A 22,607-nucleotide genomic window follows, 5' to 3' on the forward strand; every position below is an offset into this window, starting at 1 on the left:
GCAACACTTTCATGGGGCGGGCCACATTCCCGCCCTAGAAGCACTCAAGACGAGACCAAGACAGGCAAGGCTTCGTCATTCAACAAAGCATCCCACAATATCTGAGCCTGCGACATCGGCATAGCCGACCCCGCATTATTCAAGAACTTTGCTTGCACCTGTTCAACCGATGCAGGCCGTTCTGCACTGCCGATCACCTGAGGAACATTCGCGCGCAAGATCGCACCGTTCTCCAAGGTGACGGACAAATCCGCACCGAAACGCTCGGGAAAGCCGCTCTCGTCCCAAGGTTCAGCACTGATGTGTGCAGCCAATTTCAGCGCTTGCTCATTCAACGGTCCCGTCGTCATGGCTTTAACATTGACGGGCAGATTCAATAACACCAACGCCACACAATAAGGCAGGCTGTATTTCGCATCATTGGTATCGCGTGGCGCTTGTTTCCTTTCCCAGGGCTGCGCGATCACCAGTCCTGCACCGGCAGCCACCAGGCAATGCGCACCGACGATGCGCTGCCCCGTCCCTGCAGCCTGCTCACGCAACTGACCTGCAGCCTCGAGATAAGGATGGATGTAGTGGCAGCAGGGATAGAATTTGAATGCCGCCTCACGCAACACCCAAACTTTCTCCAGGCTATCCAGCTCATTCGACAAACGGTCACCGGCAGAGCGATCGTCTGCATAGGCTGCATATATCCCGTGTTTTCCCTCCAACACAGATGCCGGCCCTGTCATCCCCGACATAGCCAGATTGGCTGCCCACACTCCAGCATGAGCGGCCCACCCCGGATGCAAAGCCTTGACGTTCGACCCGTCGCTCAAGAACTCAAAGATACCGCTGGCTTGGCTGCCTGCTATGCCTGCCGCACGCGCAATGGTCTGTACGTCGGCTCCGCGAGCGGCTGCCGCCAATGTCGCGGCGACGACAGCGCCGCCTACCGACGTGACCTGGAACCCTCTGCGCTGAAATGCGCCTGCCGCCGCTTGTCCGACGCGGACAAGCAATTCCCATCCGACGACAGTCAAACGCAACACCTCGGACAGCGGCAGCCCTTGCTCCTGCGCCACAGCCAGAATGGGCGGCACAATCACTGCACTGCCATGCACGATGGAACGCATGTGCGTATCGTCATATTCGAGCGAATGAATGGACGTACCGTTGACCAACGCCGCCGTATCGGGAAATACAGTGTCCGTGGCTCCGAGTACTGTTGACTTTCCGCCCTGCGGGCACTGTGTCAACAGCTTTGTCATGAACGCGCGGTGCGAGGGCACATGCGATGCCGCCAACCCCACACCGATTGCATCTGCTATATGCAAGCGCCCCAGCATCTGCACATCAAGGGGAATAGCCTCCAAGGTCAGCTGACGCGCAAATTGCGCCATACGCCAAGCGGCCGTATTCGTTGCGATACTCATGCAGAGACCCCTGCCGCGCTACGCCCAGCCAGATAACCCAGGCCGATCGCGGTCAACAAGCCATTTCCCGAACAATAGCCCTCGGCGCCTACGCTGCCGCTGATCCCGGCAGCGGCACCGCCGCCGGCATACAACCCTGGGATAATCGAACCGTCTGCGCGCAGTACGCGGCCCATGTCGTCTACAGCCAAGCCGCCTTGCGTATGAAACAAACCGGGTGTCACTCGGCAAATCCAGAGCTTTCCTGTCAGCGGCGCCATACCGAAATGACAGCGTCCCTGTGGGTCTTTAGCACGACTCTCCTGCTGATTTTCTGCAGCCCGGTTGTAGTCGTTCAGAGTGCGAGTCAGCGCGGCCTCAGGCAGGTTGAAAACCGCAGCCAGACCTCGCACAGTGTCGCTGCCTTTGACCCCATGATGGTCCACCAGCTCTTGAAATTCTTCTTCTTTGCTGGCCAACGCTTTGATGCGGTCGTCAAAGATCGCGTAGACGGGCCCCGCTTGCGCGAGTACGCGTTTTGCATAGCCTGAGTACCCTAAATCCTCATTGCCGAAACGCTCACCCGCCGCATTCACAAGAATGCCGCCCTTTTCAATCGTCGTCCACGACAATAGCGACCCATGCGGATACGCGACCGCCGCATACCCTTGGTAGGCCCGCATGTTCGCCAACTTGGCGTTCAACTGTTCCCCCCAGATCATGGCCTCGCCTTCGCTGCCCAATGCACCGAAATACTCGGCGCCCGCAATCTCAGTGCAGTATTTCTTGACCAGATCACGATTGGCGGCAAAGCCGTTCGTCGCCAGGATCACATTGCGTGCAGCGATTTTCGATGCTTCGATGCCTGGTCCCGTCACCGCGGCGCCCACCACGGCGCCGGACTCGTCTACATACAACGTGGACACCGCATTATTCACCGCCAGCGGAATATCGCGCTTTGACACCGCGGCCAACAGATCGTCCACCAGATCTTGCCCTCGACGCGACACCGGCGCATGCAAACGCGGAACAGAATGACCGACATGGCAATAATCCGTGATCAACGCCATACGCGCGCCGACCACATCCACCAGCCATTCGCACAGGCCGGCGGAAATACCGGCCATGCGGCGCGTCAACGCGGGCAACTCGCTATGGCCAGCGGTGCGTTCCAGATCGGCCACCATGCGTTCGGCTGAATCCTCGATTCCCGCGTCTCGCTGAAAACGGCTTCCAGCTCCTGGCACCGAGCCCGTACTCAACGACGAATTGCCACCCGGCCTTTCACGTTTTTCCAGAATGGCCACGCTCGCGCCTGCGTCATGCGCGGCGATGGCCGCCGCCAAGCCGCATCCACCGGCACCGACCACCAATACATCGACTTCCATATCCCATTCCAGACCGGGATGAGATTTTTCAATGACAGCGTGAATCACCTGGTTCTTCCTCTAAATTTTCGGTCATCACCGGTACGGCTTATCGATACGCGCCCGCCTGTGTGCGCCGCGTGTGCAACGCGAATCAGAGGGCCGCAGCTACGCTGCCGTCAAAGCCCGCATCCAATCGTTCCATGAACACTGCAAATCCAGCATGCCTGCGGACGCGCTAGCAGCCCCACCGGCCTGACTCACCAACGCTTGCAGCGTCGACATCGCCTGGGGCGTGTGGCGATCACATAGCGAGCGGATTTTTTCCCAGACATCCTGTTGTGCCAACGGACGGTCTGGACCTCCGCGCGCGCTCCAGCATGTTTCCGTCACTTGCCCATCAGGCGTCGTCAGGGTCACGGTCGCTGGGCGATCCAGTGGCCAGGGCCGTACATCCGCAAACGGCTCCAGGACCACCTTGCTACGCAACCGCGCAACGCGAGGATCAGACAACGATGCATTGTCAAAGGCCTGTGCCCCGCCATGTCCATGCACCAACGCCGCAGCCACGGCATGCGGCACAGAAAATTTGGCCCCCAATGTCGTGCTGGGCGAACGGTTATCCAGCGGATAAGCCAAGGGATGTGCATGCACCCGAATCTCGCTGATCTGCTCCCCGCCCAACAACGAGACATCACGCTCCAGCAGCGCTTGCACTGCCTCGACCGCCGAGTGCGCATACTGACAGCAGGCGTTGATCTTTTGGTAGCCGGACGCTACCGCCCATTCATCCTCATCCGTCAGAGCCGGCACATTTGTGCTGCCGCCCAACGCGGTAACGTAGACGTCATATGGCGTCGACGCCCATCCGCCAATGCCGGCCTGGGCCTGCTCCACCGCCAGGACACCCATGGCAGCCCCGTGTGCCGCCCAAGTATTTCTCACCAACACACCCTGTAGCGCCTGATTGAAAGGCCCGACCATTCCCATAGTGCAGGCGCCTGCTACCGCGCTGAGCACGTCGTCGGCAGGCAAGCGCCGCAGTATGGCAATACCCGCTGCAGCCCCGACCGGCGCCAGCAACGCGTGCGGGTGAATGCGCATCGGCACAAAGCTCCATGCTCGCGCGACGCGCGTCACCAGCTCATACCCCAGTATCAACGCCCGCAACACATCCTGCGCGGGCGCTCGCTCTTGTTCGGCAACGGCCATCAACGCGGGCAGCACGTACAAGCCGCCATGGCACACCGCCTTGCGATAGCCCTCGTCCAATTCGTTCCAACCCATCGCCAACGCATTCTGCGTGGCGGCCGCATGGACACTGATGCGCGTGCCCTGCGGCGCGAGGAGGGACGCAGGGCCGCCTTGCTCCCGCGCCAGAACAGCATTGCGAGACTTTTCGACCTGCGGCTCATCTAGCGCGCTGAATGCTGCCGCGACGTTATCCGCAACGATCATGGCTGCGCGTTGGCGCACCGTGTCGGATAAATCTCGCCACTCGGTCGCGACGATACGTCTCACACATCCGTCAAACGCGTCTGCCGCCTGTTGCCGTGCATCGGTGACTGTTGGATTCAGAACAGATCCCACAAGCTCTCCTGACTCAATAAATCAGCGCTTTTTCCATCGTAAATAATCCGGCCGGACTTGATCACGATGGCTCGATCAACGTTCTGCAAGGTCGCTTGAACATTCTGCTCGACAATGACGATGGTTGTCTTGCGGCTGCGGTTGATTTCGCTGACGCTGGCCAACACATCCCGCACAATCACTGGTGCCAGGCCAATCGTGGGTTCATCCAGCAACAAGATCGACGGTTGCGTCATCAGCGCCATACCGAGCGCCAGCATTTGCTGCTGTCCGCCGCTCAACGAACCTGCGACCTGCTCGCTACGCTCCGCCAGCAATGGAAACAGTGCATACACTTCATCAAATGCCTGTTTGCGCGCGGCCGGCTCATGTCGCATCCCTGCGATCTTCAGATTCTGCTGCACCTGCAGATCGCGGAATACATTGTGCCCCTGCGGAACGAAGGCCATGCCATAGTTGACATTCACATGCACTTCATTGGCGCGGATCGCGTTGCCACGGTATTGCACATTTCCCTGCATATATTCCAGGTCGCCCATGCAGGCACGCAACAACGTCGTCTTGCCTGCGCCGTTGTGCCCAAAAATGCCGACGCGCTGACCTTCCGGCACCTGAATACTCAGGTCGTGCAGCACATGCAGTTTGCCGTAGTGCACGTTCAGATCTTTCAATTCCAGCATTCGATATCCCCAAGCGCGGCCCTCATTGGCCGAAGTACAGTTCGGCCAATGTCTTGCTCTCAAGCAAGGACGCCACATCACCACGCTCCAGGATCTTGCCCTGTGCCATGAATACGGCGCTATTGCAGAGATCCTTGATGAACGAGACGTTGTGTTCCACCACACACACCGCCCGTCCCGAGGCGGCTTCCTCACGCACAATCTCGCGCATCGTCTCGTAGGCGGCGCCTTCCACACCAGCCATCGGCTCATCGAGCAGCAACAAAGGTCCCTGGCTCATCAATGCGCGCGCCAATCCCACGAGCTTTTGCTGACCGAACGTGATGTCATTGACGTTCGTGTCGGCCATGGCTGATAGCTTCATCCGCTGCAGGATGTGCATGGCACGCTCTTTCGCCTGCTGCTCGGCACGCCGTACCGAAGGCCCTGCCGTGAGCAAACGCCACAACGACTCTCCTGGATAATCCGTGGGCGCAACCAACAGGTTCTCCAGAACGCTCAACGAACCAAACAAGCGCATGTGCTGCCATGTTCTGGCCACGCCGGCCCGCGCCCGCGCATACAAAGGCAACCCTGACAAAGATTTTCCTGCCAGCATCATCGAGCCGCTGTCGGCCGGAAACACTCCGGAAATCAGATTAAAGAGTGAGGTCTTTCCTGCTCCGTTCGGCCCGATCAAACCCAGGATCTCGCCCGCTTTCAGTTCCAGCGTGATGTGGTCCGCCACCACCACGCCACCGAAGCGCTTGCATACTCCATTCAAATTGAGCACATTACTCATGGCTGCCCTCGGCTGAAAGACGTTTGCTCGCAGGCACCAACCCCTGTGGCCGCAGGAACAGGAACAGAATCACCAACGAAGTAAAGATCACCCCTTGCAACGGCCCCATGATGGCGGATGGCAAATTCAGGAACGTGATCGCCTCGGGCAGCAAGAGCAGCAGCACAGCCCCAACCACCGGCCCATACACCGAGCCCATACCGCCCACCACCACCATCGTCAGAATCATGGCCGATTGCAGAATCTGAAACTGATCCGGCGTCAGGTATTGGTAGTAGTAGGCGTAGAGCCCACCTGCGACTCCCGCGATTCCGGAACCCACCGCGAAAATGGCGATCTTGATATTCATGGCATTGCGGCCCAACGCCAGGAATGCCAACTCATCATCGCGCATCGCTTGAATCGCTCTGCCATATGGGCCGCGCACCAACGCTCGCAAGGCCAATACCACTACCACCGAAATCCCCAACGCAATGGCCGCAAACACCAGGCTGCGATTCTCCTGCACGATATTGGGAATCCCTCCAAGCCCGCTGGCACCCCCGACAAAATCCAGGTTCTTGATAATTTCCAACAACCCCAGCTGAAATCCGATGCTGGTAATCAGTAAATAGTCTCCTGATATGCGCAACGAAGGCAACGACAACATGAACGAGGCCAACATCGCCACAACGAATCCCGCGGCAATGCTCAATACGGGGTGCAAACCGAACTGCGTGCTCAGCACCCCGACTGTGTAGGCACCCAACGCAAAAAAAATCGGATGCGCAATGCTGATCAACCCGCCGAAACCGATGATCAGATTAAAGCTGGATGCCAGAACGATATACAGCCCGATCAGAACCAAAAGCGACGCAACGTATTCCATGTATGACTCCGATCCGTGTCTCAGGCGCCAGACGCTGTGGACTTGGCCACCGGCCTTTTGCGCATCAAGCCTGCCAACTGCACTCCCTTCGGGAAAAACAGAATGGTGATGAAAAGCAGCGCGTACAAGATCAAGCTCTGCCACGCCGACGGAATGACCAGAATGCTGAACGCACGCAGCAGGCCTAGAAATACCGCGGCAATCGCAGCACCGAATACATTTCCCATGCCGCCCAACAATGCAGCGATCACCGCGAACAACATCATCTCCAGAGGCGTATTGGGCACCATAGAGGCTCGCGTACCAAACAAGTACATCCCGGCGGCGATCAAGATAGCGGCTATCACAAAGGTCAACGCATAGACCTTACGCACATTGACCCCATAGAGACGGCTCAGATGCGGATTGTCTGCCGCTGCGATCATGTACTGACCGTGGCGAGTCCGTCTCATGATGAAGAACAGCATCGACATCAAAACCACTGTCGCCGCAATGGCCTTCAAATCCCATTCGCTGACGACCACACCTCCTACAATATAAGACGTCGACATGATGCTCGCGGCGAGCGACACCGGCTCCGTACCGGCGATCATCGCCAACACATACTGCACCAGTTCCGAGATCACCAAAGTAAAAATAAAGAACGTCAATGGCGGCGAATGACGACGTCGAAAAGTCTGCAGCCCGAATATCTCCATTGCCAGGGCGGCGACAATCGCCGCGCCGGCGCCTAGCGCCAGCGCGGCATAGGCTGGCCATCCCAGTTTCTGAATGGCCCAATACATCGTGTAGTACGCGATCCCCATCATGCCGGCTTGGGCGAAGTTCCATACCTTCACCACTTTCAACACCAATGCAAAAGCCGCCGCCAGCAGCACCGCATAGGTCGAATTGGCCAGGCCGGTCCAGAAAATCTGCAATAAGGTCTGGAAGTCCAGCATTCCTGCTCCTAGCAAGGCGGCCCGCGCCGCCTTTTTTTATCCACGCAGTTGCTATCCGCTTACTCGACAGTCGCCAATGGCGTGAACGCACCGTTCTTGACTTCGAATAGATAAACGGGCTTCTTCACTCTATGATCGGCGCTGACCTGCAGCTTTCCGGTCATGGGCAAGTCAAAATTCGCGACCTCCACCAACGCTTGCCGCATATTGGCGCCCGTCAACGGCTTGCCGCTTTTGAGCAGATGCCCGTACAGATCGGCGATCAAGTACGGCATGTCATACAGATATTGGGTATAAGGCAGGCCATTGGGAATGCGCCCCTCTGTTTTCTGCCAACGCTCGACAAACTCGGCAATGCGCGGATTCTGTTCCGCAGACGGCGCAAGAGCAGATACCATCAACCCCTCCGCAGCGGCACCCAACTGCTGGATGACTTTGGGGTTATAGCCAGCCGAGTACGTCGAGATGGGCTGTTTGATCCCCAACTGGCGAATTTGCGCAATCACCTGCGGCAGATCCGAGACCAGGCCCTGGATATGGATGATGTCCGGATTAGAGGTCCTGACCTTCAGCAAGGCACCGGTATAGTCTGTCGATTGCGCGTCATAGGCCTCGTATGCAACAACTTTTCCACCGAGCGATTCAAAGGCATCGCGATAGATTTTCGCGCCCTCGACCCCGCTATCGTTGTGAATGTACAGCACCGCGGCGCGTTCTTTTTTAAGCGTTTCGCGTGCATAGCGAGCCTGCGCGACCACATCCACATCAGCCAGCGGATAGGTCGTATAAAGATAGTCGCCCAGCTTGGCGATCTCCGGCGAATTCGCCCCGACGCTCAACGCCAGCACCTCGCTGCGATTGGCAATCGGCGCGACGGCTTTGACAACGGCGCTCCATGCCGTGCCAAACACAGGCACCTTGTCTACATTCACCAGACGGTTCACCGCGTTGATGCCCAATCTGGGATCAGCCTGAGTATCCAGCAAGATCATCTCGAGGGGATGACCGTCCACGCCGCCCTTGGCATTGATGTCCTGCACAGCCCATTGCGCAGCCTTGGCTTGATCCGCACCAAACAGGGCTTGCGAGCCAGTCAACGGCATCGCCAAGCCGAATTTCAATGGTTCTTTACTTGCCGCTTGCGCCCAACCCATACCGACCCAACCCAAACATGTCGCGGTCAAGGCAAGTCCTGCAACGATCTTCCTGCGTGCGTATCTCATGTCATTCCCCTTGGGAGAGTGCAGGCGGTTCAACCGCCGATTGTGTTCAGCTTTTCCATGACCGCTGCGGTCGTACCGACATCGGCGTACTTTTCAGACATATCAAACAGATTCACGGCATGTGACACCTGACTGCGGTCATACACCGCATCCTCAGGAACGATCACTTTGAAATTCAACGAAAACGCATCCACCACACTGCCTCGCACGCAGCCGCTGGTCGTGCAACCCGTCACGATCAAGGTATCGGCCTGCAGATCGATCAGATGACTGGCCAATGCCGTACCAAAGAAAGCGCTAGGATGTTTTTTGGGCAACAACACATCGCCCTCGCGCGGCGCCACCTCTTTCACGAACTCATATCCATGCGCCGGAATATTCATGATCGCGGGGACTTTCTCGGCCAGGCGTCCACCATCCGTAGCCTTCTTCGGCGCGACGTGTGGATACAGAACGGGCCATTTTTTTTCCCGGAATACCGCCAGCAGCTTTTGAATATTCGCGACCGCTTTCCACCCCACATCGCCACAGCTCGTAGGGAATTCCTTGATCGCTTCCCAGAAAGGCTGCGGCGTTGTCCCCACAGTGCGGTACTGCACGTCGATAATCAACAACGCGGGGCGCACGCCGATGCCAGACGGCCGCCCGAAACCCGCGGCGCGATAGGCACGCTGCTCTTCGTCACTGATAATGTTGTCCCACGGCTTCATTGCGAATTCCCTTGCGTCGATGTCAGTTTGCGCTTCAGATACTGGCCGTAGCCCGGTTTTCCGAGAATTTTCCCGTCTTGCATCACCGTCTCGCCACGTACGATCGTGCGCACGGGCCATCCCTTCAGTTCCCAGCCGTCATACAGGCTGTAATCCGAGTAGGATCCCAGCTCTTGCGCCCTGACCGTACGAACCTTGTTCAGATCGACCAAGGTCAGATCCGCATGCGCGCCAATCTGCAGCGATCCTTTGTCCGGATCCAGGTTGAAAATCTCGGCGGGACGCTGTGTCAGCACCGCTGCAATACGCGCCAGGCTGAGCCGACCCTTGTGGTAACCCTCAGATAACAGCACTGGCAGAATCGTGGCCGTTCCGGGGAATCCCTGCGATGCCAACCAGAGCGGCCGCTCCTTGGTCGATTTCTTACGCGGCACATGATCGGACGCCACCACATCAATGCTGCCGTCATTCAGCCCTTCCCACATCGCCTGCACATCATCACTCGAGCGAAACGGTGGATTCGCCTTGCCCACCGGCCCGATATCGGCATTTTCATCATGTGTCAGATAGTGTGGGCACGTCTCGACATAAACGTGCTCATAGCGCTGCCGCCACTTGCGCACCTCGTCCAACGCCATACGCGTACTCAAATGGGGAATGTAGATACGAGCGTTCAGATGCTCGGCAAACATCATCGCCCGCACGCAGTTTTCCGCCTCGGTAAACGCGGGCTTCGAGGCTGACCAATCCTTCAACGTGTCGCGCCCTTCGGCCTGAAACCGTTTACGCAGGCGATTCACAATCTCGATGTTCTCGGTATGACACACGACCTTGACATCACCCAATCGCGCGGCCTGCGCCAACAGATCATAGAAATAGCCGTCATCCGTGCCATCCAAGCCGAGGTAACGTCCCTCCTCGCCCTTGAAATTCATGAAGTACTTGAACGACGTCACACCATACTTGCCTACATACTCCGCCAGCTCCCGCACATGCATTTCGTTGGCGACACTGAAATGAAATCCATAATCAACGTGAGCACGGGTACGGGCGTATTCCTGTTCGCGCCGAAAAACGTCCGTGTAATCCTCGTTGTTCAGAAAATATCCCAAGACAGTCGTAAACCCGCCCTGCGCGGCATAAATCGTCTCGGTCTCGTACTCGGTGATTTTTTCGCCAAAGCCGAAATGGATATGTGCATCGATCAATCCAGGGAAAACATGCAGGCCCTGTGCGGAAACTTTTGGCACGCCCGATCCGACCGGAGTGCCCGGTACCAGATGTGCAGCAATACGGCCGCCTTGAATCAACAGGTCCAAGGGACGCTCGCCATGCTGCGCATCGACGACGATGCCACCCCGCAAGACGAAATCATGGGACATCAGTTACTCCGAATGAGAGGGAACAAAGTGAGAAAGTTCAGCCAGCGAGCTGGGCAAAAGCCCAGGCTCATCGATCAGCAGCGCGGAAAGACTTTGCGCCAGCCAGGCACGCTCCAGATCGACACCGATGCACACCACGCGCGAACGCTGATCCGCATCGGGCCATGCCTGCAAAACGTCCGGCGTATGAAAAACCTTGCCAACGGTCTGCATGAATACAAAGGGTCTGGCCGTATCCTGCATGCGCAGCAAGCCTTTGCTGCGCAATAGCTGATCGCCATAGTGACTCGAAACCAAATGCCACCAGGCCGCCAGTCCCGGCCATGCGATCGGATGATCGATATGAAATCCGAGCGTGGAAACGCGAGAATGAAACAGCGGTGCCGCTGCATCATCAATATGGTGCGTAGCCTCGTCCTGACAGCGACTGTGCTCGTGATCGTCGCCATGATGATGCGCACCGTCGTGCTCCGAGCCATGCCGATGTTCACCGTGATGATCGCAGTGCTGCGACGGATGTTCCGTTCGCTCTCCGGCGATGGCGGTCAGCACAGCTTCACGCTGGAGGCTACCCGCCGATGCGGTAAAGATCTCTTCCGCCAGGCTGCCCCCCGCCGCGTCTCGTACCACTGCAGTCGTATTCAACTGATGGATCAGCGCACGCAGCTCACGAATGTCCTGCTCAGGCGCCAAATCGCCTTTGGTGATCACCACGCACTCGGCAGCAGCGAGCTGCCGTACTGACTCCGGCTGAGTCGCCAACTGCCGCAACCCTTGCTGCCCATCCACCGTCACTACCACCTGATTCAGACGAATGATTTCAGTCAGAATCTTGTCGCCCAGCAGTGAATGCAAAATCGGCAGCGGCTCCGCCAACCCGGTGGTCTCCACCACGATACGGCGCAACGGCGCGCCGTGTGCGCGTGCAGTAGCGCACACATCCAGCAAGGTCTCTCTCAATGAGCCGCTCAGGGTGCAGCACAGGCATCCCGACTCCAGCAACATGACGTTATCGGTCACTTGCGCCAGCACCAGTTGGTCAATCCCGATCTCGCCGACCTCATTGACCACCACCGCCGTGCCAGCCGATAGCGGAGAGCGCAACCATGCATTGAGCAAAGTGGTTTTGCCGCTGCCCAAGTATCCCGTCAGCAGATCGCAATCAATACGCATAGACACGCGCTGCGCCCCCTTGAAACGCTTCTCGCCCGTCCTGGCCCATCTCACCCAGCTATAACGACAAGCGAAATTTAATTTCAACAAGCATAACAAAGCGATTACGGTTACGCTAGAAGAAATTAAATATCGCTGTTCATAACAAAACGGTGCCTTGCAGCCTGATCCCCCTTCCGGAGCGCAAATGCGTCAAAATTCTCGCTATCCTCTGCTAAGTCCCGGCTCAGACCGCCACATGATCGAAAAAAACCCAAATTCCGTCGAAGCCGTAAAAGTCGCCGTACGTATCCTGGATGAGCTCGCTGCTCAACAGCGGCCCATGGGCGTCACAGAACTCGCAGACGCCCTTAGCGAAACAAAGCCCCGTATTCACCGCCATCTATCAACCCTGAAAGAAATGGGATTGATCGAACAGGAGCGCGCCACAGATCGCTATCATTTGGGTTGGCGCGTATTCCAGCTGGGCGAAGCCGCCGGCAACCAGTTCGACCTGAGAGCGCGGGCCGAGCCCTATATGGTGCGTATACGAGATGAATTAAAAGAAACCGCCGTGCTGGCCGTGCCTATCAATGGCACCCCCATGGTGATCGCCACCGTCGAAAACATCTATGGCCGGATTTTGATCAGCGTCAAGCCGGGCAACCGGCCACTGCCTCACTGCTCGGCCCTGGGGCGGCTCACCCTGGCCTTTCAGGCCCCCGCGCTCATAGAAGCCCGCCTTGCTGAATCGCTCCCCCCGGAAACGGACCGGTCGCTCACGGATCCAGCGCAGATCCGCCAGCGCCTGGAATTGATCCGACGCCAGTACTACGAGGTCTGCGACGGAGAAATGATGATCGGCGTCAACACCATCGCCGTGCCAATATTTCGTAATGGCGATCAGCTGGCAGGAGCGCTGTCCATCGTAGGCTCGATCCAAAATATTCCGAATCCGCCTCGCAGACATCAGGTAGAAGTCCTGCAACATTGCGCCGCAGAACTCTCCAGCCAACTGAGCAGCGAAGCCTATGCGGATTGGCATTTGCGCGAAAGTGCCTCAGAAATATTGAGCGCGTTGTCTTAGCCGGCTAGCGGCTGGAACCAAACGCTCGCTGACAGTTACCAAGGATTGCATTCTTCACCGGCTCGGGCCGAGCTCCTCGATATCCCGATCACGGATTCTCTCTGTCACGAGCGAGGCATACATGTCCTTCCCCATTCAAAGCTGGCTCCCGGATTTCAATCTGGGGGAAAACGTATTCGATCTGAACGGCCACGATCCTTTTGATCAGCCCTCAACCCCAGCCGCCGCCAAAAATCATCCACCCGCGCAGGCGGTGGGTTCGAGCATGATCGCCGGCACGACCACGGTCTCCGTGCCAGAGGCGTCCAAAGCATCAAATGGGATTTCCGCTCTATTTAGCGGTCTCGCCGCACTTCCGTTGCAGGTCGTTCATGGGGCTCAATGGTTATTCTCAACCGGCCCGGACGCCATCCAGGAAGGCGCAACGCTATCCACTGTGTCAGCCGTCCCCGCGCCGCGCCCGTCGCTCTATGAACGCAACTGTGCCGAAATCCAAACGCTGCTCAACGAAATCGATCGCGTGCTGCGCGAGCTCGACGGGGAACTGCGAAGCCAAGATCCTCGCCATCAGCCCGTCATGCCTTCCTCTTTGCAGCCGGCACGCGAGCAAACCAATAGCGAGTATGCTCGGTCTTGGGGCTATTCGTTGAGAGGCGCCGCCGCCGCTGCGACCTCCGCCATGGGCCGGGGCGCCGTCGCGGCGGGCCTGCCCTATGTTGCCGGTCTGACGGGGAATTTGTTTGCACAGGCGGCTGCCCTGCTCGGCGGCGGCTACCTAGGCCTGACTACCGTGCGCGACCTTCCCGACCAGGCACGCCAAAATGCCGTCAACCTGGCCATTCGCGACGCCATGCAGGCAGTCGAAGAGCGCCAACGCAAACTCCAACCGCTTGTCCAACACGAAGCCATGCGCAAGAATGCGATGGACCGTATTGTCACCGTAGCAGCGGAACGCCGACAACGCGTTCAAGCGCTTGAAACCAGACTCGAGACGCTCACCGCGGCCATGCATCGGGCTTCGGCTGTACCGGTAACCACCCCATACGCCAATGCCGCCGGCCGCTGCATGGACTCCGTGAACATGGGCGATGGCGCACAACGCCAGCAATCTCTGTCCACGCTCGCCAGCGCACAACAGGCATTTCAAGAGCTCTTTACCACCGTCAACGCCAGCCTTTCCAACGCCATCGGATACGGCCTGTCCAGTGCGAGTCAAACGATCCATCGCGTCATCGCAATCCCCGGCGCTCTATTAGACCGCTATACCGCGTACCGGGCAGAGATCGCCTATCAAAATGGAGAAGGGAGATCCCTGATCCAGACTCTCTCCGTGCCCAGCGAGGGTGCCAGTATCGTCAATGTCAGCTATCGCAACTCGCAGAATCAATACCGCGAAGCTTGCGGTTTTGCGCCACCGCAGGCTGAGGTTCGTAACCAGCTTCATATAGGCCAGAACATCGCTCGTGCGCTGGTCATCAGCGACGATCCCACGCCTGGGTCTGTCGTATTCTCAGGCGCCAGCGGTCCGAAGACAGTCACCTCGAATCTAACGACCACGCGTGCCTTGGCATGGTATCTCGATGCCGCAGCAGACCATCCTAAAGACATCGCTCGCGACGCAGCTGCTCCAACCGTGCGCCGGTTGCCAGACAATAGCTTATCGATCGACGATCCTCAGGGTCATTTTTATCAATTCCTGATGCAGGCGCCGACGGCTTATACCGTCAGTATGGTCGATGCCACAGAACAGCACGGCACCCTGGAACCAGGCCTCTTTCAGTTGCATGATTATTATGCGGGCTTTCCACGCGGCAGCCGTGGCGTACAGTTCGAGCGCACCGTAGACGAAAAAACAGGGGGCTTCGTGCTACGCATGCGCTTGGTGAACGCCCCGGCCACGTTCGGCATTCAGCCTGCAATCATCCCCTTGCGAGACGACGACCATATCGCCAATCGCATGCAGACCCCGCGCCGAGTACACCACGCGGATCACTCAATACTCGCGGCCAGTGACTATCAGAACATGTCAAAAGAGGAGTTGGCCACCGCGCATGCGTCTGTCATCGCTGAACTCACGCGTCACGCCAGACTCGCTCAAAACGAACAGCAACAACTGGAGCGGCTGGAAAATTGGGAACACCCGGACTTCAGGCAGCGTGTGGTGTGAGCGGGATGTTGCTGACCAATGTTGTAGAACTCCCGTAAACACCGTATCACTTCACGCTGAACGGCCCTGAAACCAGGGGTCGTTCAGCGTATTTTTTTCTACGCCTCTAGTATCGATGTGTCAGCGCCGGATTTTCGCCCATCTCTTGATACCCCCGAGAGCGAACTCCTCTTTTCTTGCCTGCACGAGCACGTCATAATCACCATAACCACACATCTCGAAACGCGAGCAGGCCGCGACGGCAACACAACCATCATGACTATCTCTTCCTCTGCCAGAGACTTCGAACATGCCTAGCGCCAGCGATCTGGTCTATGCAGAGCTTCGCCGCCGATTGATGTCCGGCGCATTTTTGCCGGGCGAGCGTTTGCGCGAGGAACATATCGCCAGCGAACTCGACGTTAGTCGCACGCCAGTGCGCAACGCGATCGAACGATTGGTCAATGACGGCTTGGTCACTCGCGAGGAACGCCGTGGCGCCGTCGTCCTGGGCTGGCTCGATCGCGACATCACTGAGGCTTTCGAATTGCGCCTGCTGCTAGAGCCCTATGCCGCACGCTCGGCGGCCATACGCGCCAGTGCCGAGCAGATCGACGAACTGACGAGCATCAACGCCAGCATGCTGCACGCAGTGCAGTCCCAGGACGAAGATCACGTCGCGCAAGTACAGCACTACAACAACCGCTTTCATCACGCCTTGCTGGCCGCTGCGCAATCCGCTCGCGTGCGTACTTTGGTCGAAAACCTGCTGGACATGCCCATCATCATCGGATCGTTCTATTTCTACAGCCGAGACGATATGTTGAGCAGCGTGGAACAGCACAACCAGATCATCGCCGCCATACGCGCGCGCGACGCGGACTATGCGGAAAGCGCCATGCGGCTGCACTTGGCAGCCACGCATCGTCTGTTCCGTAATCAACGCAAAACGGCCCCAAAGCCCGGCTAGCAGACCTTGGGACCGTCGGACGGACGTGGTGCCTGTCTGCTTATTTCTGAGCAGGCAGCGCGCAGCCCAATTCCTGCAAGCGTGCATCGACCCAGGACGTATCCAGCTTACCCGCAGAGATCTCCGCCAATGTGACTTCTTCTGCTGCGTGCTTGGCAGAGGCCTTTTGGTAGATTTCCTCGGCTTGATCGAACGGAATGCACAGCAGACCATCCTCGTCACCCAGAATCAGATCGCCCGGCTCGATCGTCATTCCATCGAGCGCGACCGTGCCGTTGAGCACGCCCGGTCCATCCTTGTACGGGCCGCGATGCGTCACGCCCGCGGCATATACCGGAAAGGCACTGCGACGGATCGCACCGGAGTCACGAATGGCACCGTTGATGATGATGCCTGCGATACCACGCGACTCGGCATACGACGTCATGATTTCACCGATAATGGCGTTGGTCAGATCGCCGCCGGCATCGACCACAATCACATCGCCAGGCTGAGCCAGACCCAACGCCTTGTGCACCATCAGATTGTCACCCGGGCGCGTGCGCACCGTCAGGGCGGGGCCGGCCAGCAACGTACCATCATGCATGGGTCGCAGGCGTGCGCCACCCGCAGCCATGCGCGACATGCAGTCGCTGATGTTTGCCACCGGCAACTTGCGAAATTTCTCGACGAGTTCGGCGCTGACGGCGCGCTTGCGGGAAAGAATTTCAAAACCGATCATGAAAGCGCTCCAAAAAAAGGACGAATATCTTTATTGCTGCGGGATACCGGCTTGCTGCACCACTTTGCCAAAGACATCGTGATCGATACGATGGCGTTTCGCCAGGTCCTCGGGCGTGCCTTTCATGACACTATAACCAGCCTGCTCCAGTTTCTTGACCAGCTCGGGTTTGCCCAACGCCTGATTGACCGCACCGTTCAGGGTAGCAATGACGTCGTCGGGCGTTTGACCCGGCGCCATCAAACCCCACCAAATCGTCTGGTTAATGGTCTTGAACCCGCTTTCCACGAAGGTCGGCACGTCGGGCAGTGCCGGCGAACGCTCATCGGCGACCACAGCCAGCGCACGGACCTTACCGCTGCTGATCTGCGGCAACAGCGACGCGACGGATCCGGTGTACAGCACGATACGGCCGCTCATCAAATCGGGAAAGGCCTGCGACCAGCCACGATATGGCACATGCATGAGCTCCATACCGGCGGCGCTGCGCCATAGATAACCAATCAAATCTCCGCTGCCGCCGATGCCGGGGATGCCCAGAGACACCTCGCCCGGCTTGGCCTTGGCAGCTTTCACCACATCATCCAGGGTTTTATAGGGAGAGTCGGGCAGCACCACAAACACGCTGGGAGACGAGGCGACCAATCCGACCGGCTTGAAATCCTTGAAGGTGTCGTAGCTCAGCTTTTTATATAGCCACGGATTGAGCACGATGTTGTCGGTCTGCGCCATGACCAGCGTGTGGCCGTCTGGCTTTGCACGTGCTGTGGCGTCCAACGCCAGATTACCACCCGCCCCCGGCTTGTTCTCGACGACGATGTTCCAACCCTGATCCTGGCCGATAGCCGTTGCCATCATACGGGTCAGCGTGTCGGTACCACCGCCCGGTGGAAACGGTGAAATAAACGTAATAGGCGAACCCGCCATATCGGCTGCCAGAGCGGCGGCCGAGCACGATACCAGCACGGCGGCTGCCATCATTTTTTTCACGACTTTCATTGTCTTCCTCTTTCTATCGTAAGCATAGCCACGTCAACACGGCGTTTGCCTGGCGCATCATTTTCTTTGCACAGTCGTAGCGTTGCGTTGCTCGGTATCTGTTTTACTTGGCGCGGCGTTGACGTGAACATCCAATGCGCCGCGCATGCTACACCAAGGCGCGGCGGTAAAAATCACTTTTTCTGGGCCAATGGCGTCAACCATTCCAGGCGGGCCTGCACAGTATCGGGTAATTCCAACGGCGCGCCACCTCGCGCTGCGCGGGCGTCGTTGATCCCTTGCGTCGTACGCGCGAATAAGCGCTCAACGCCATCGAGCACCAAAGGCTGCAAGCCCGCTTCGACCAATTGCTCGCGCGCCTCTCGCACCTCTGCCAAGCGGCGCGGCGCGTGCAGCACGTGAGAGCGCACAAAAGAATCGACGAATGTTGTCAGTGGCGTACGGTCAATATCGCCCAGCACGTCATACAAGGCATTGCGCAAACCAAGTTTCTCCGCAGCGACCAGACACTCGACCGCCAGGCTTTCCATGCCCTTGGTCATGATGCTGCGCAAAAGCTTCAACTGCACCGCATCACCGGCCTGTCCATCGATCGCTTGCGCGGGAATATCGCAGGCCTGGGCGAACTCGACCACCGCAGCGGCCCCCGTTCCGGCAGTCAGCAGCGGAGTGCGCGCCCCGAGCAGGGCAATCGCCCCCATGATCGCCACGTCTGCAAACGGCACGCCATGTGTGGCGGCGACCGCCGCAGCCGCGCGCATGTCGGCAGCGCTCGCCGTCGTGAAATCGGCAAACAATGCGTCACTGCGCAAGTACGGCAACGCCTGAGCGGCCACTGCTTGGGCAGCGTAGCCAAACACGGCCGACACCACGAGATCCGCGTCGGCCAACCAGGCCCCCGGCGTCGCGTGCAGCGTCGCTCCGTAGCTTTGCACCCTGGCCTGCATGTCGGCATCGTGCCGCAATTCGCACACGGCGGCGATCTGGTGCCCCGCAGCTAACCAAGCCTGGGCATAGCAGTGCCCCACCTCACCACAACCAATTAACGCGATCTTCATTTTGCTCCAGGCTGGCTCAACCAAAAAATACATAAAAAAAACAATTCTATATATAACCCTGTTTAATACCCCTTGTTTATAAGGGTAAACCCTTTAATAAATGAACACTGACAGTACAACCAGCGGCCAAGCCAATCACTACTGTCCCGTACACGCTGAGGACCGGCAGACAGCCTTCCATTAACAAGCCAGCCATTCCGGTCAATAGCGCAGCATTGGAACCAGGAACCCGCTGGGCGTTACCTACGTTTGCCGTCATTACCGAACGACCGAGCTTCTCTCACTCTTCCCCCTCATCCGAGATCGCCCATGTCACGCTACGAACATCTACTCAGCAACTACGCCGCCATCCTGGGCCTGGAGCCGGTGCAGTTACTGCTGGCAGCACAAGAAATCGTAGTCAATGGCATCACTGTCAGCCTGATGCCAGAGGGTGATGAGGATATCGGTGATATCGTGTTCTGCACGAATCTCGGCGTCCCGGCCTGCAGTGAATCGCTTCATGTCCTCATGCTGCAAGCCAATGCACTATGGGCAGGGACGGGCGGTTGCACCTTGGGCTTACAGCATGGGACAGGATCAGTCTTGCTCGCGGGCCGGACGCCATTACCCTTGTGCCACGCCAAAGGCTTTGCCGACATGATCGGCGCCTTTGTAGATATCGCGCTGCGCTGGAAATCCCTGATCGAGGGAACAACAGCCATTGAATTATCAGCACCATCTTCGCCTGGCGCCGCTGCCGAGCCTGCTTTTGCATGACTCCCTATACAGAGACAAGTCCAAGCCTCGGCACCTGGCCAGCCTGTTCATCAATCGAGTGATGGGGCTACCGGACAAACTCAATCTGCGGTGGTGGCGGTCCGTATTGCTTGTTCACGTGTGTCCACCACCGTCAGGATGGCCAGAAACCCGCTGATATCAAACACCTCACGCACCCGCGATTGCAGTGCACACAAGACCAACTTTCCGTTGACCTGCTTGAGCCGCTTGGCTAACAACAACACCACGCGTAGTCCCGCGCTGGAAATGTAGCTGAGCATAGCCAGGTCCAATACGATCCGATGTTCGCCTTTATCTACCTGTGATAACAACTCTGCCTCGATGGCCGACGCATTGCCGCTATTGATCTGCCCCTCGGCAGATATCACTACGGTGTCTTCGATTCTGTCGATTGCAAGCGCCATTTCATTGCCTCGTAGATGCGCATTAAATGCAAGCCCACCAATCATTCATGGGACGGAAGATACGTCAACATGCCTCCGCAGACCGATACGCTGGACCTCGTTCCTGATCGAAACACCGTGAAGTCAGCCACGCAGTGGCTGGAGACCATCTGCCGTCGTGAACATTGGCCGTCAGCAGTTGCATTTGCCTTGACACTCAGTCTCGACGAAGCATTAACAAACATAGTTTCCTATGCGTTTCAGTCCGCTGATCATATCAATGACAATCATCGCACGGATGGCGATTCAACACCACGCACCATTTGCTTGCGATGCACGTCGACGTGCACGCAGGTCCGCCTTGAAATCATCGACAACGGTCGCCCCTACGATCCCACTCAATCCATCACGCCATCGTTGGCCGCATCGCTGGACGAAGCCCATTTAGGCGGACATGGTTTGCGTCTCATGCGCCATTATTTATCAGGCATGTCTTATGTGCGCCGCCGTCAACGAAACTGCCTGACACTGCTGGCAGATCTGACGAACAGTCCCAAGGGGTAAACAATGAGCCATCATTTTTGATGTCTCTTCGCATGGAACTAATCGTTCGCTGATGTTACTCAGCGTCATTGCGCAACCGAAATCTCGTATTGCCGCTGACCGCCCGTTCCCGTCGCATGAGCTCTCCCCCTGTTCACCCGCTTGACCCCTAACGTACCGATTCATGTCATTCCAATCGCTACATAGCAAAATCTTCGCGCTGGTGACGACGATGCTGGTCGCGGTCGCCATTGTGGTGATGCTGACATCGCAGCGCAACGTGACCGATACGGTCATGGCGAGCGAGCAGCACGCCATCAACAACGTGCTGGACCTGATCCGTCATGACGCAGCGGCGCGTTGGGGCGCCATGCTCAATAACAAAGTGTCGATCGTGCGCAATGGCAGACGCCAGCTCATGCAAACCGGAAAACTCATCGAGGCTACGCTGGAATCCTATGCCGATCTAGCCGACGACGGCGTGGTCACAGAAGCGATGGCCCAGGACCTGGCACGTGAATGGATCAACCAATTGCACTTCGACGGCGATCGCTATGCCTTTGTCTTTGATACTCGATACATCGTGCTGGCCAGCGGCTACCCTCCGATGAGGGGCCGTGACCTCTCGTCGATCAATGACTACAAAAATCGGCCGCTGGCACAGTTCGCGCTCGAAGAAAGCTACGATTCCGGTTATAGCTTCGGGATCTATCGCAGGCCGACCTCCACTCAGCCTGCTGGCCATGTTCAACCAGATCTTGACGGACTGATGATTGGCGACGACGACAACTCGCGCTACGCCTACTTCGATTACTTTGGTCCGTGGAACTGGGTTTTGGCCGTCAGTGACAGTGCGGCAGATGTCATCAATCAGATCGAGGAATACCGCACGCAAATGGAGAACGCCGTGCGGACAACGTTATTGTCGTTGAAACTGGCGCGTTCCGGCTTTGTGTTCATTGTTGCCGACGATGGACGCTTCGTAGTCGCCCCACCAGATGCGCATAGCGGCTTTCTCGATAGCCGCTTCGACGATGACCAGACATTGCGCCAACGTCTGGACGGTCCCGCTCGCGCAAATCTCCACGGCCTGCAGGTGGAAGGTTCTCGGGATCTTTGGACCATTGACAGTGCACACTACGCGCCACTGCGTTGGACGATTGTGGCGGCGGTTCCGGAAAAAGACTTGACCGCGCCAGCCCGAAAACTGCTACGCAGCCAGGCCCTGATCTTTGGCGCCATGTTGTTGGTTGCATTAATGAGCGCATGGTTCTTCGCCGCGCGCATCGTACAGCCCCTAAAGAGGCTGACATCATATGCGCGGCAGCTCCCCGATCAAGCAGTGCAGGCAGAGAGCAGCGTACCTCGTCACATCGCAACCCTTCCAGATCTGCACAGAGACGAAGTGGGCCGGCTCGCCACGGCCTTTATGGATATGGACAGCAAGTTGCGGGAGAACATCCATCACGACAAGAGTAAGGGCATCACGCACGCCTATTGCATGCTCAGCAACGCACCCGCGACACATCGGGATGCGTTCTTCGCCATGCTGTTGCAAGCTCATATGTTCGGTGCGGCAACAGACGGCTGCATGTTTGGCTTTGAGCCGCAGCAGGATCAGGTGATTCTGTTCAAGACCATTTCGCTATCCGATCTCGATAGCCCCGCGGCGATCGCACAACTGGAAGCCCTCGTCAATCAGGCCGGCCGCTGGAGCGCCTATTTGCCCCATCTGATCGAAGACTGGGAGCAAAAAGTCGTACAGGCCGCGGTCAACGTCGCCCAGTCCCTGCCCGTCCATGCATAAGCTCTTCTCGCTCGCGCGCCTT

The 22,607-nt window shown here is 57.8% G+C and carries 21 protein-coding genes; 6 read left to right on the forward strand and 15 right to left on the reverse strand.

The genetic code is table 11. The annotated features are described in order from the left end of the window. Nucleotides 1-44: 44 nt before the first annotated feature. The 11 genes from ACYVIT_RS21510 to ACYVIT_RS21560 all read right to left on the reverse strand — a co-directional run bounded on the left by ACYVIT_RS21510 (nucleotide 45) and on the right by ACYVIT_RS21560 (nucleotide 12,112). The gene (locus ACYVIT_RS21510; RefSeq protein ID WP_415804512.1) at nucleotides 45-1,418 is read right to left on the reverse strand and encodes an MmgE/PrpD family protein; all 1,374 of its coding nucleotides are present in this window, start codon (nucleotides 1,416-1,418) and stop codon (nucleotides 45-47) included. Then, complete coding sequence (locus ACYVIT_RS21515; protein WP_415804513.1) at nucleotides 1,415-2,833, reverse strand: FAD-dependent oxidoreductase; 1,419 nt, start codon at nucleotides 2,831-2,833, stop codon at nucleotides 1,415-1,417. Before ACYVIT_RS21515 ends, ACYVIT_RS21510 begins: the two co-directional genes overlap by 4 nt. Nucleotides 2,834-2,932: 99 nt before the next feature. After that, nucleotides 2,933-4,354 (reverse strand): MmgE/PrpD family protein, encoded by a 1,422-nt coding sequence (locus ACYVIT_RS21520; protein WP_415804514.1) that lies wholly within the window; start codon nucleotides 4,352-4,354, stop codon nucleotides 2,933-2,935. Next, nucleotides 4,339-5,034, reverse strand: a complete 696-nt coding sequence (locus ACYVIT_RS21525; RefSeq protein WP_415804515.1) for an ABC transporter ATP-binding protein — start codon at nucleotides 5,032-5,034, stop codon at nucleotides 4,339-4,341. Before ACYVIT_RS21525 ends, ACYVIT_RS21520 begins: the two co-directional genes overlap by 16 nt. Nucleotides 5,035-5,056: 22 nt before the next feature. Then, nucleotides 5,057-5,815, reverse strand: coding sequence for an ABC transporter ATP-binding protein (locus ACYVIT_RS21530; protein ID WP_415804516.1), 759 nt, complete (start codon nucleotides 5,813-5,815; stop codon nucleotides 5,057-5,059). After that, nucleotides 5,808-6,683, reverse strand: a complete 876-nt coding sequence (locus tag ACYVIT_RS21535; protein ID WP_415804517.1) for a branched-chain amino acid ABC transporter permease — start codon at nucleotides 6,681-6,683, stop codon at nucleotides 5,808-5,810. Before ACYVIT_RS21535 ends, ACYVIT_RS21530 begins: the two co-directional genes overlap by 8 nt. A 20-nt stretch (nucleotides 6,684-6,703) precedes the next feature. Further along, nucleotides 6,704-7,624, reverse strand: a complete 921-nt coding sequence (locus ACYVIT_RS21540; protein WP_415804518.1) for a branched-chain amino acid ABC transporter permease — start codon at nucleotides 7,622-7,624, stop codon at nucleotides 6,704-6,706. A gap of 59 nt (nucleotides 7,625-7,683) precedes the next feature. Further along, nucleotides 7,684-8,808 (reverse strand): ABC transporter substrate-binding protein, encoded by a 1,125-nt coding sequence (locus ACYVIT_RS21545; RefSeq protein WP_460478288.1) that lies wholly within the window; start codon nucleotides 8,806-8,808, stop codon nucleotides 7,684-7,686. 68 nt (nucleotides 8,809-8,876) lie between these two features. After that, nucleotides 8,877-9,557 carry an isochorismatase family protein gene (locus ACYVIT_RS21550; protein ID WP_415804520.1) on the reverse strand — a complete coding sequence of 227 codons (681 nt, stop codon included), beginning with the start codon at nucleotides 9,555-9,557 and terminating at the stop codon, nucleotides 8,877-8,879. Beyond that, a complete protein-coding gene (locus ACYVIT_RS21555; protein ID WP_415804521.1) occupies nucleotides 9,554-10,939 on the reverse strand; it encodes a dihydroorotase in 1,386 nt (461 codons plus the stop codon). Before ACYVIT_RS21555 ends, ACYVIT_RS21550 begins: the two co-directional genes overlap by 4 nt. 3 nt (nucleotides 10,940-10,942) lie before the next feature. Next, nucleotides 10,943-12,112, reverse strand: coding sequence for a CobW family GTP-binding protein (locus ACYVIT_RS21560; RefSeq protein WP_415804522.1), 1,170 nt, complete (start codon nucleotides 12,110-12,112; stop codon nucleotides 10,943-10,945). Between the two features lie 187 nt (nucleotides 12,113-12,299). Here ACYVIT_RS21560 and ACYVIT_RS21565 point away from each other — a divergent pair, with 187 nt between their 5' ends. The 3 genes from ACYVIT_RS21565 to ACYVIT_RS21575 all read left to right on the forward strand — a co-directional run bounded on the left by ACYVIT_RS21565 (nucleotide 12,300) and on the right by ACYVIT_RS21575 (nucleotide 16,294). Then, a complete protein-coding gene (locus ACYVIT_RS21565) occupies nucleotides 12,300-13,178 on the forward strand; it encodes an IclR family transcriptional regulator (protein ID WP_415804523.1) in 879 nt (292 codons plus the stop codon). A 121-nt stretch (nucleotides 13,179-13,299) separates the two neighbouring features. Then, nucleotides 13,300-15,345 (forward strand): hypothetical protein, encoded by a 2,046-nt coding sequence (locus ACYVIT_RS21570; RefSeq protein ID WP_415804524.1) that lies wholly within the window; start codon nucleotides 13,300-13,302, stop codon nucleotides 15,343-15,345. A 289-nt stretch (nucleotides 15,346-15,634) separates the two neighbouring features. Further along, nucleotides 15,635-16,294, forward strand: coding sequence for a GntR family transcriptional regulator (locus ACYVIT_RS21575; RefSeq protein ID WP_415804525.1), 660 nt, complete (start codon nucleotides 15,635-15,637; stop codon nucleotides 16,292-16,294). A 40-nt stretch (nucleotides 16,295-16,334) separates the two neighbouring features. On the opposite strand, the gene ACYVIT_RS21580 is transcribed toward ACYVIT_RS21575, so the two are convergent. From ACYVIT_RS21580 to ACYVIT_RS21590, 3 genes are all read right to left on the reverse strand, one after another. Further along, nucleotides 16,335-17,015 (reverse strand): RraA family protein, encoded by a 681-nt coding sequence (locus ACYVIT_RS21580; RefSeq protein ID WP_415804526.1) that lies wholly within the window; start codon nucleotides 17,013-17,015, stop codon nucleotides 16,335-16,337. 30 nt (nucleotides 17,016-17,045) lie between these two features. After that, the gene (locus ACYVIT_RS21585; RefSeq protein WP_415804527.1) at nucleotides 17,046-18,014 is read right to left on the reverse strand and encodes a Bug family tripartite tricarboxylate transporter substrate binding protein; all 969 of its coding nucleotides are present in this window, start codon (nucleotides 18,012-18,014) and stop codon (nucleotides 17,046-17,048) included. A 173-nt stretch (nucleotides 18,015-18,187) separates the two neighbouring features. Then, nucleotides 18,188-19,072: an NAD(P)-dependent oxidoreductase gene (locus ACYVIT_RS21590; RefSeq protein ID WP_415804528.1), complete on the reverse strand. Its 885-nt coding sequence runs from the start codon at nucleotides 19,070-19,072 to the stop codon at nucleotides 18,188-18,190. Nucleotides 19,073-19,381: 309 nt separating this feature from the next. Between ACYVIT_RS21590 and ACYVIT_RS21595 the strand changes: the two genes are divergently transcribed. Next, a complete protein-coding gene (locus ACYVIT_RS21595; protein ID WP_415804529.1) occupies nucleotides 19,382-19,831 on the forward strand; it encodes a type III secretion system chaperone in 450 nt (149 codons plus the stop codon). 80 nt (nucleotides 19,832-19,911) lie between these two features. Here ACYVIT_RS21595 and ACYVIT_RS21600 read toward each other — a convergent pair whose 3' ends face one another. Beyond that, entirely contained in the window at nucleotides 19,912-20,256 is a 345-nt protein-coding gene (locus ACYVIT_RS21600; RefSeq protein ID WP_415804530.1) for an STAS domain-containing protein, read from the reverse strand. Between the two features lie 69 nt (nucleotides 20,257-20,325). Between ACYVIT_RS21600 and ACYVIT_RS21605 the strand changes: the two genes are divergently transcribed. Together ACYVIT_RS21605 and ACYVIT_RS21610 are read left to right on the forward strand one after the other, a co-directional pair. After that, the gene (locus ACYVIT_RS21605; protein ID WP_415804531.1) at nucleotides 20,326-20,799 is read left to right on the forward strand and encodes an ATP-binding protein; all 474 of its coding nucleotides are present in this window, start codon (nucleotides 20,326-20,328) and stop codon (nucleotides 20,797-20,799) included. 163 nt (nucleotides 20,800-20,962) lie between these two features. Continuing rightward, nucleotides 20,963-22,585 carry a cache domain-containing protein gene (locus ACYVIT_RS21610; protein ID WP_415804532.1) on the forward strand — a complete coding sequence of 541 codons (1,623 nt, stop codon included), beginning with the start codon at nucleotides 20,963-20,965 and terminating at the stop codon, nucleotides 22,583-22,585. Nucleotides 22,586-22,607: the final 22 nt, after the last annotated feature.

The organism is Bordetella muralis (assembly GCF_054781015.1).

Bases quoted from the DNA above. Each gene is read 5' to 3' on its own strand.
- ACYVIT_RS21510 (WP_415804512.1), bottom strand. From the start codon at position 1,418: ATGAGTATCGCAACGAATACGGCCGCTTGGCGTATGGCGCAATTTGCG.
- ACYVIT_RS21525 (WP_415804515.1), bottom strand. From the start codon at position 5,034: ATGCTGGAATTGAAAGATCTGAACGTGCACTACGGCAAACTGCATGTG.
- ACYVIT_RS21530 (WP_415804516.1), bottom strand. From the start codon at position 5,815: ATGAGTAATGTGCTCAATTTGAATGGAGTATGCAAGCGCTTCGGTGGC.
- ACYVIT_RS21535 (WP_415804517.1), bottom strand. From the start codon at position 6,683: ATGGAATACGTTGCGTCGCTTTTGGTTCTGATCGGGCTGTATATCGTT.
- ACYVIT_RS21540 (WP_415804518.1), bottom strand. From the start codon at position 7,624: ATGCTGGACTTCCAGACCTTATTGCAGATTTTCTGGACCGGCCTGGCC.
- ACYVIT_RS21550 (WP_415804520.1), bottom strand. From the start codon at position 9,557: ATGAAGCCGTGGGACAACATTATCAGTGACGAAGAGCAGCGTGCCTAT.
- ACYVIT_RS21555 (WP_415804521.1), bottom strand. From the start codon at position 10,939: ATGTCCCATGATTTCGTCTTGCGGGGTGGCATCGTCGTCGATGCGCAG.
- ACYVIT_RS21560 (WP_415804522.1), bottom strand. From the start codon at position 12,112: ATGCGTATTGATTGCGATCTGCTGACGGGATACTTGGGCAGCGGCAAA.
- ACYVIT_RS21565 (WP_415804523.1), top strand. From the start codon at position 12,300: ATGCGTCAAAATTCTCGCTATCCTCTGCTAAGTCCCGGCTCAGACCGC.
- ACYVIT_RS21570 (WP_415804524.1), top strand. From the start codon at position 13,300: ATGTCCTTCCCCATTCAAAGCTGGCTCCCGGATTTCAATCTGGGGGAA.
- ACYVIT_RS21575 (WP_415804525.1), top strand. From the start codon at position 15,635: ATGCCTAGCGCCAGCGATCTGGTCTATGCAGAGCTTCGCCGCCGATTG.
- ACYVIT_RS21580 (WP_415804526.1), bottom strand. From the start codon at position 17,015: ATGATCGGTTTTGAAATTCTTTCCCGCAAGCGCGCCGTCAGCGCCGAA.
- ACYVIT_RS21585 (WP_415804527.1), bottom strand. From the start codon at position 18,014: ATGAAAGTCGTGAAAAAAATGATGGCAGCCGCCGTGCTGGTATCGTGC.
- ACYVIT_RS21590 (WP_415804528.1), bottom strand. From the start codon at position 19,072: ATGAAGATCGCGTTAATTGGTTGTGGTGAGGTGGGGCACTGCTATGCC.
- ACYVIT_RS21595 (WP_415804529.1), top strand. From the start codon at position 19,382: ATGTCACGCTACGAACATCTACTCAGCAACTACGCCGCCATCCTGGGC.
- ACYVIT_RS21600 (WP_415804530.1), bottom strand. From the start codon at position 20,256: ATGGCGCTTGCAATCGACAGAATCGAAGACACCGTAGTGATATCTGCC.
- ACYVIT_RS21605 (WP_415804531.1), top strand. From the start codon at position 20,326: ATGCCTCCGCAGACCGATACGCTGGACCTCGTTCCTGATCGAAACACC.
- ACYVIT_RS21610 (WP_415804532.1), top strand. From the start codon at position 20,963: ATGTCATTCCAATCGCTACATAGCAAAATCTTCGCGCTGGTGACGACG.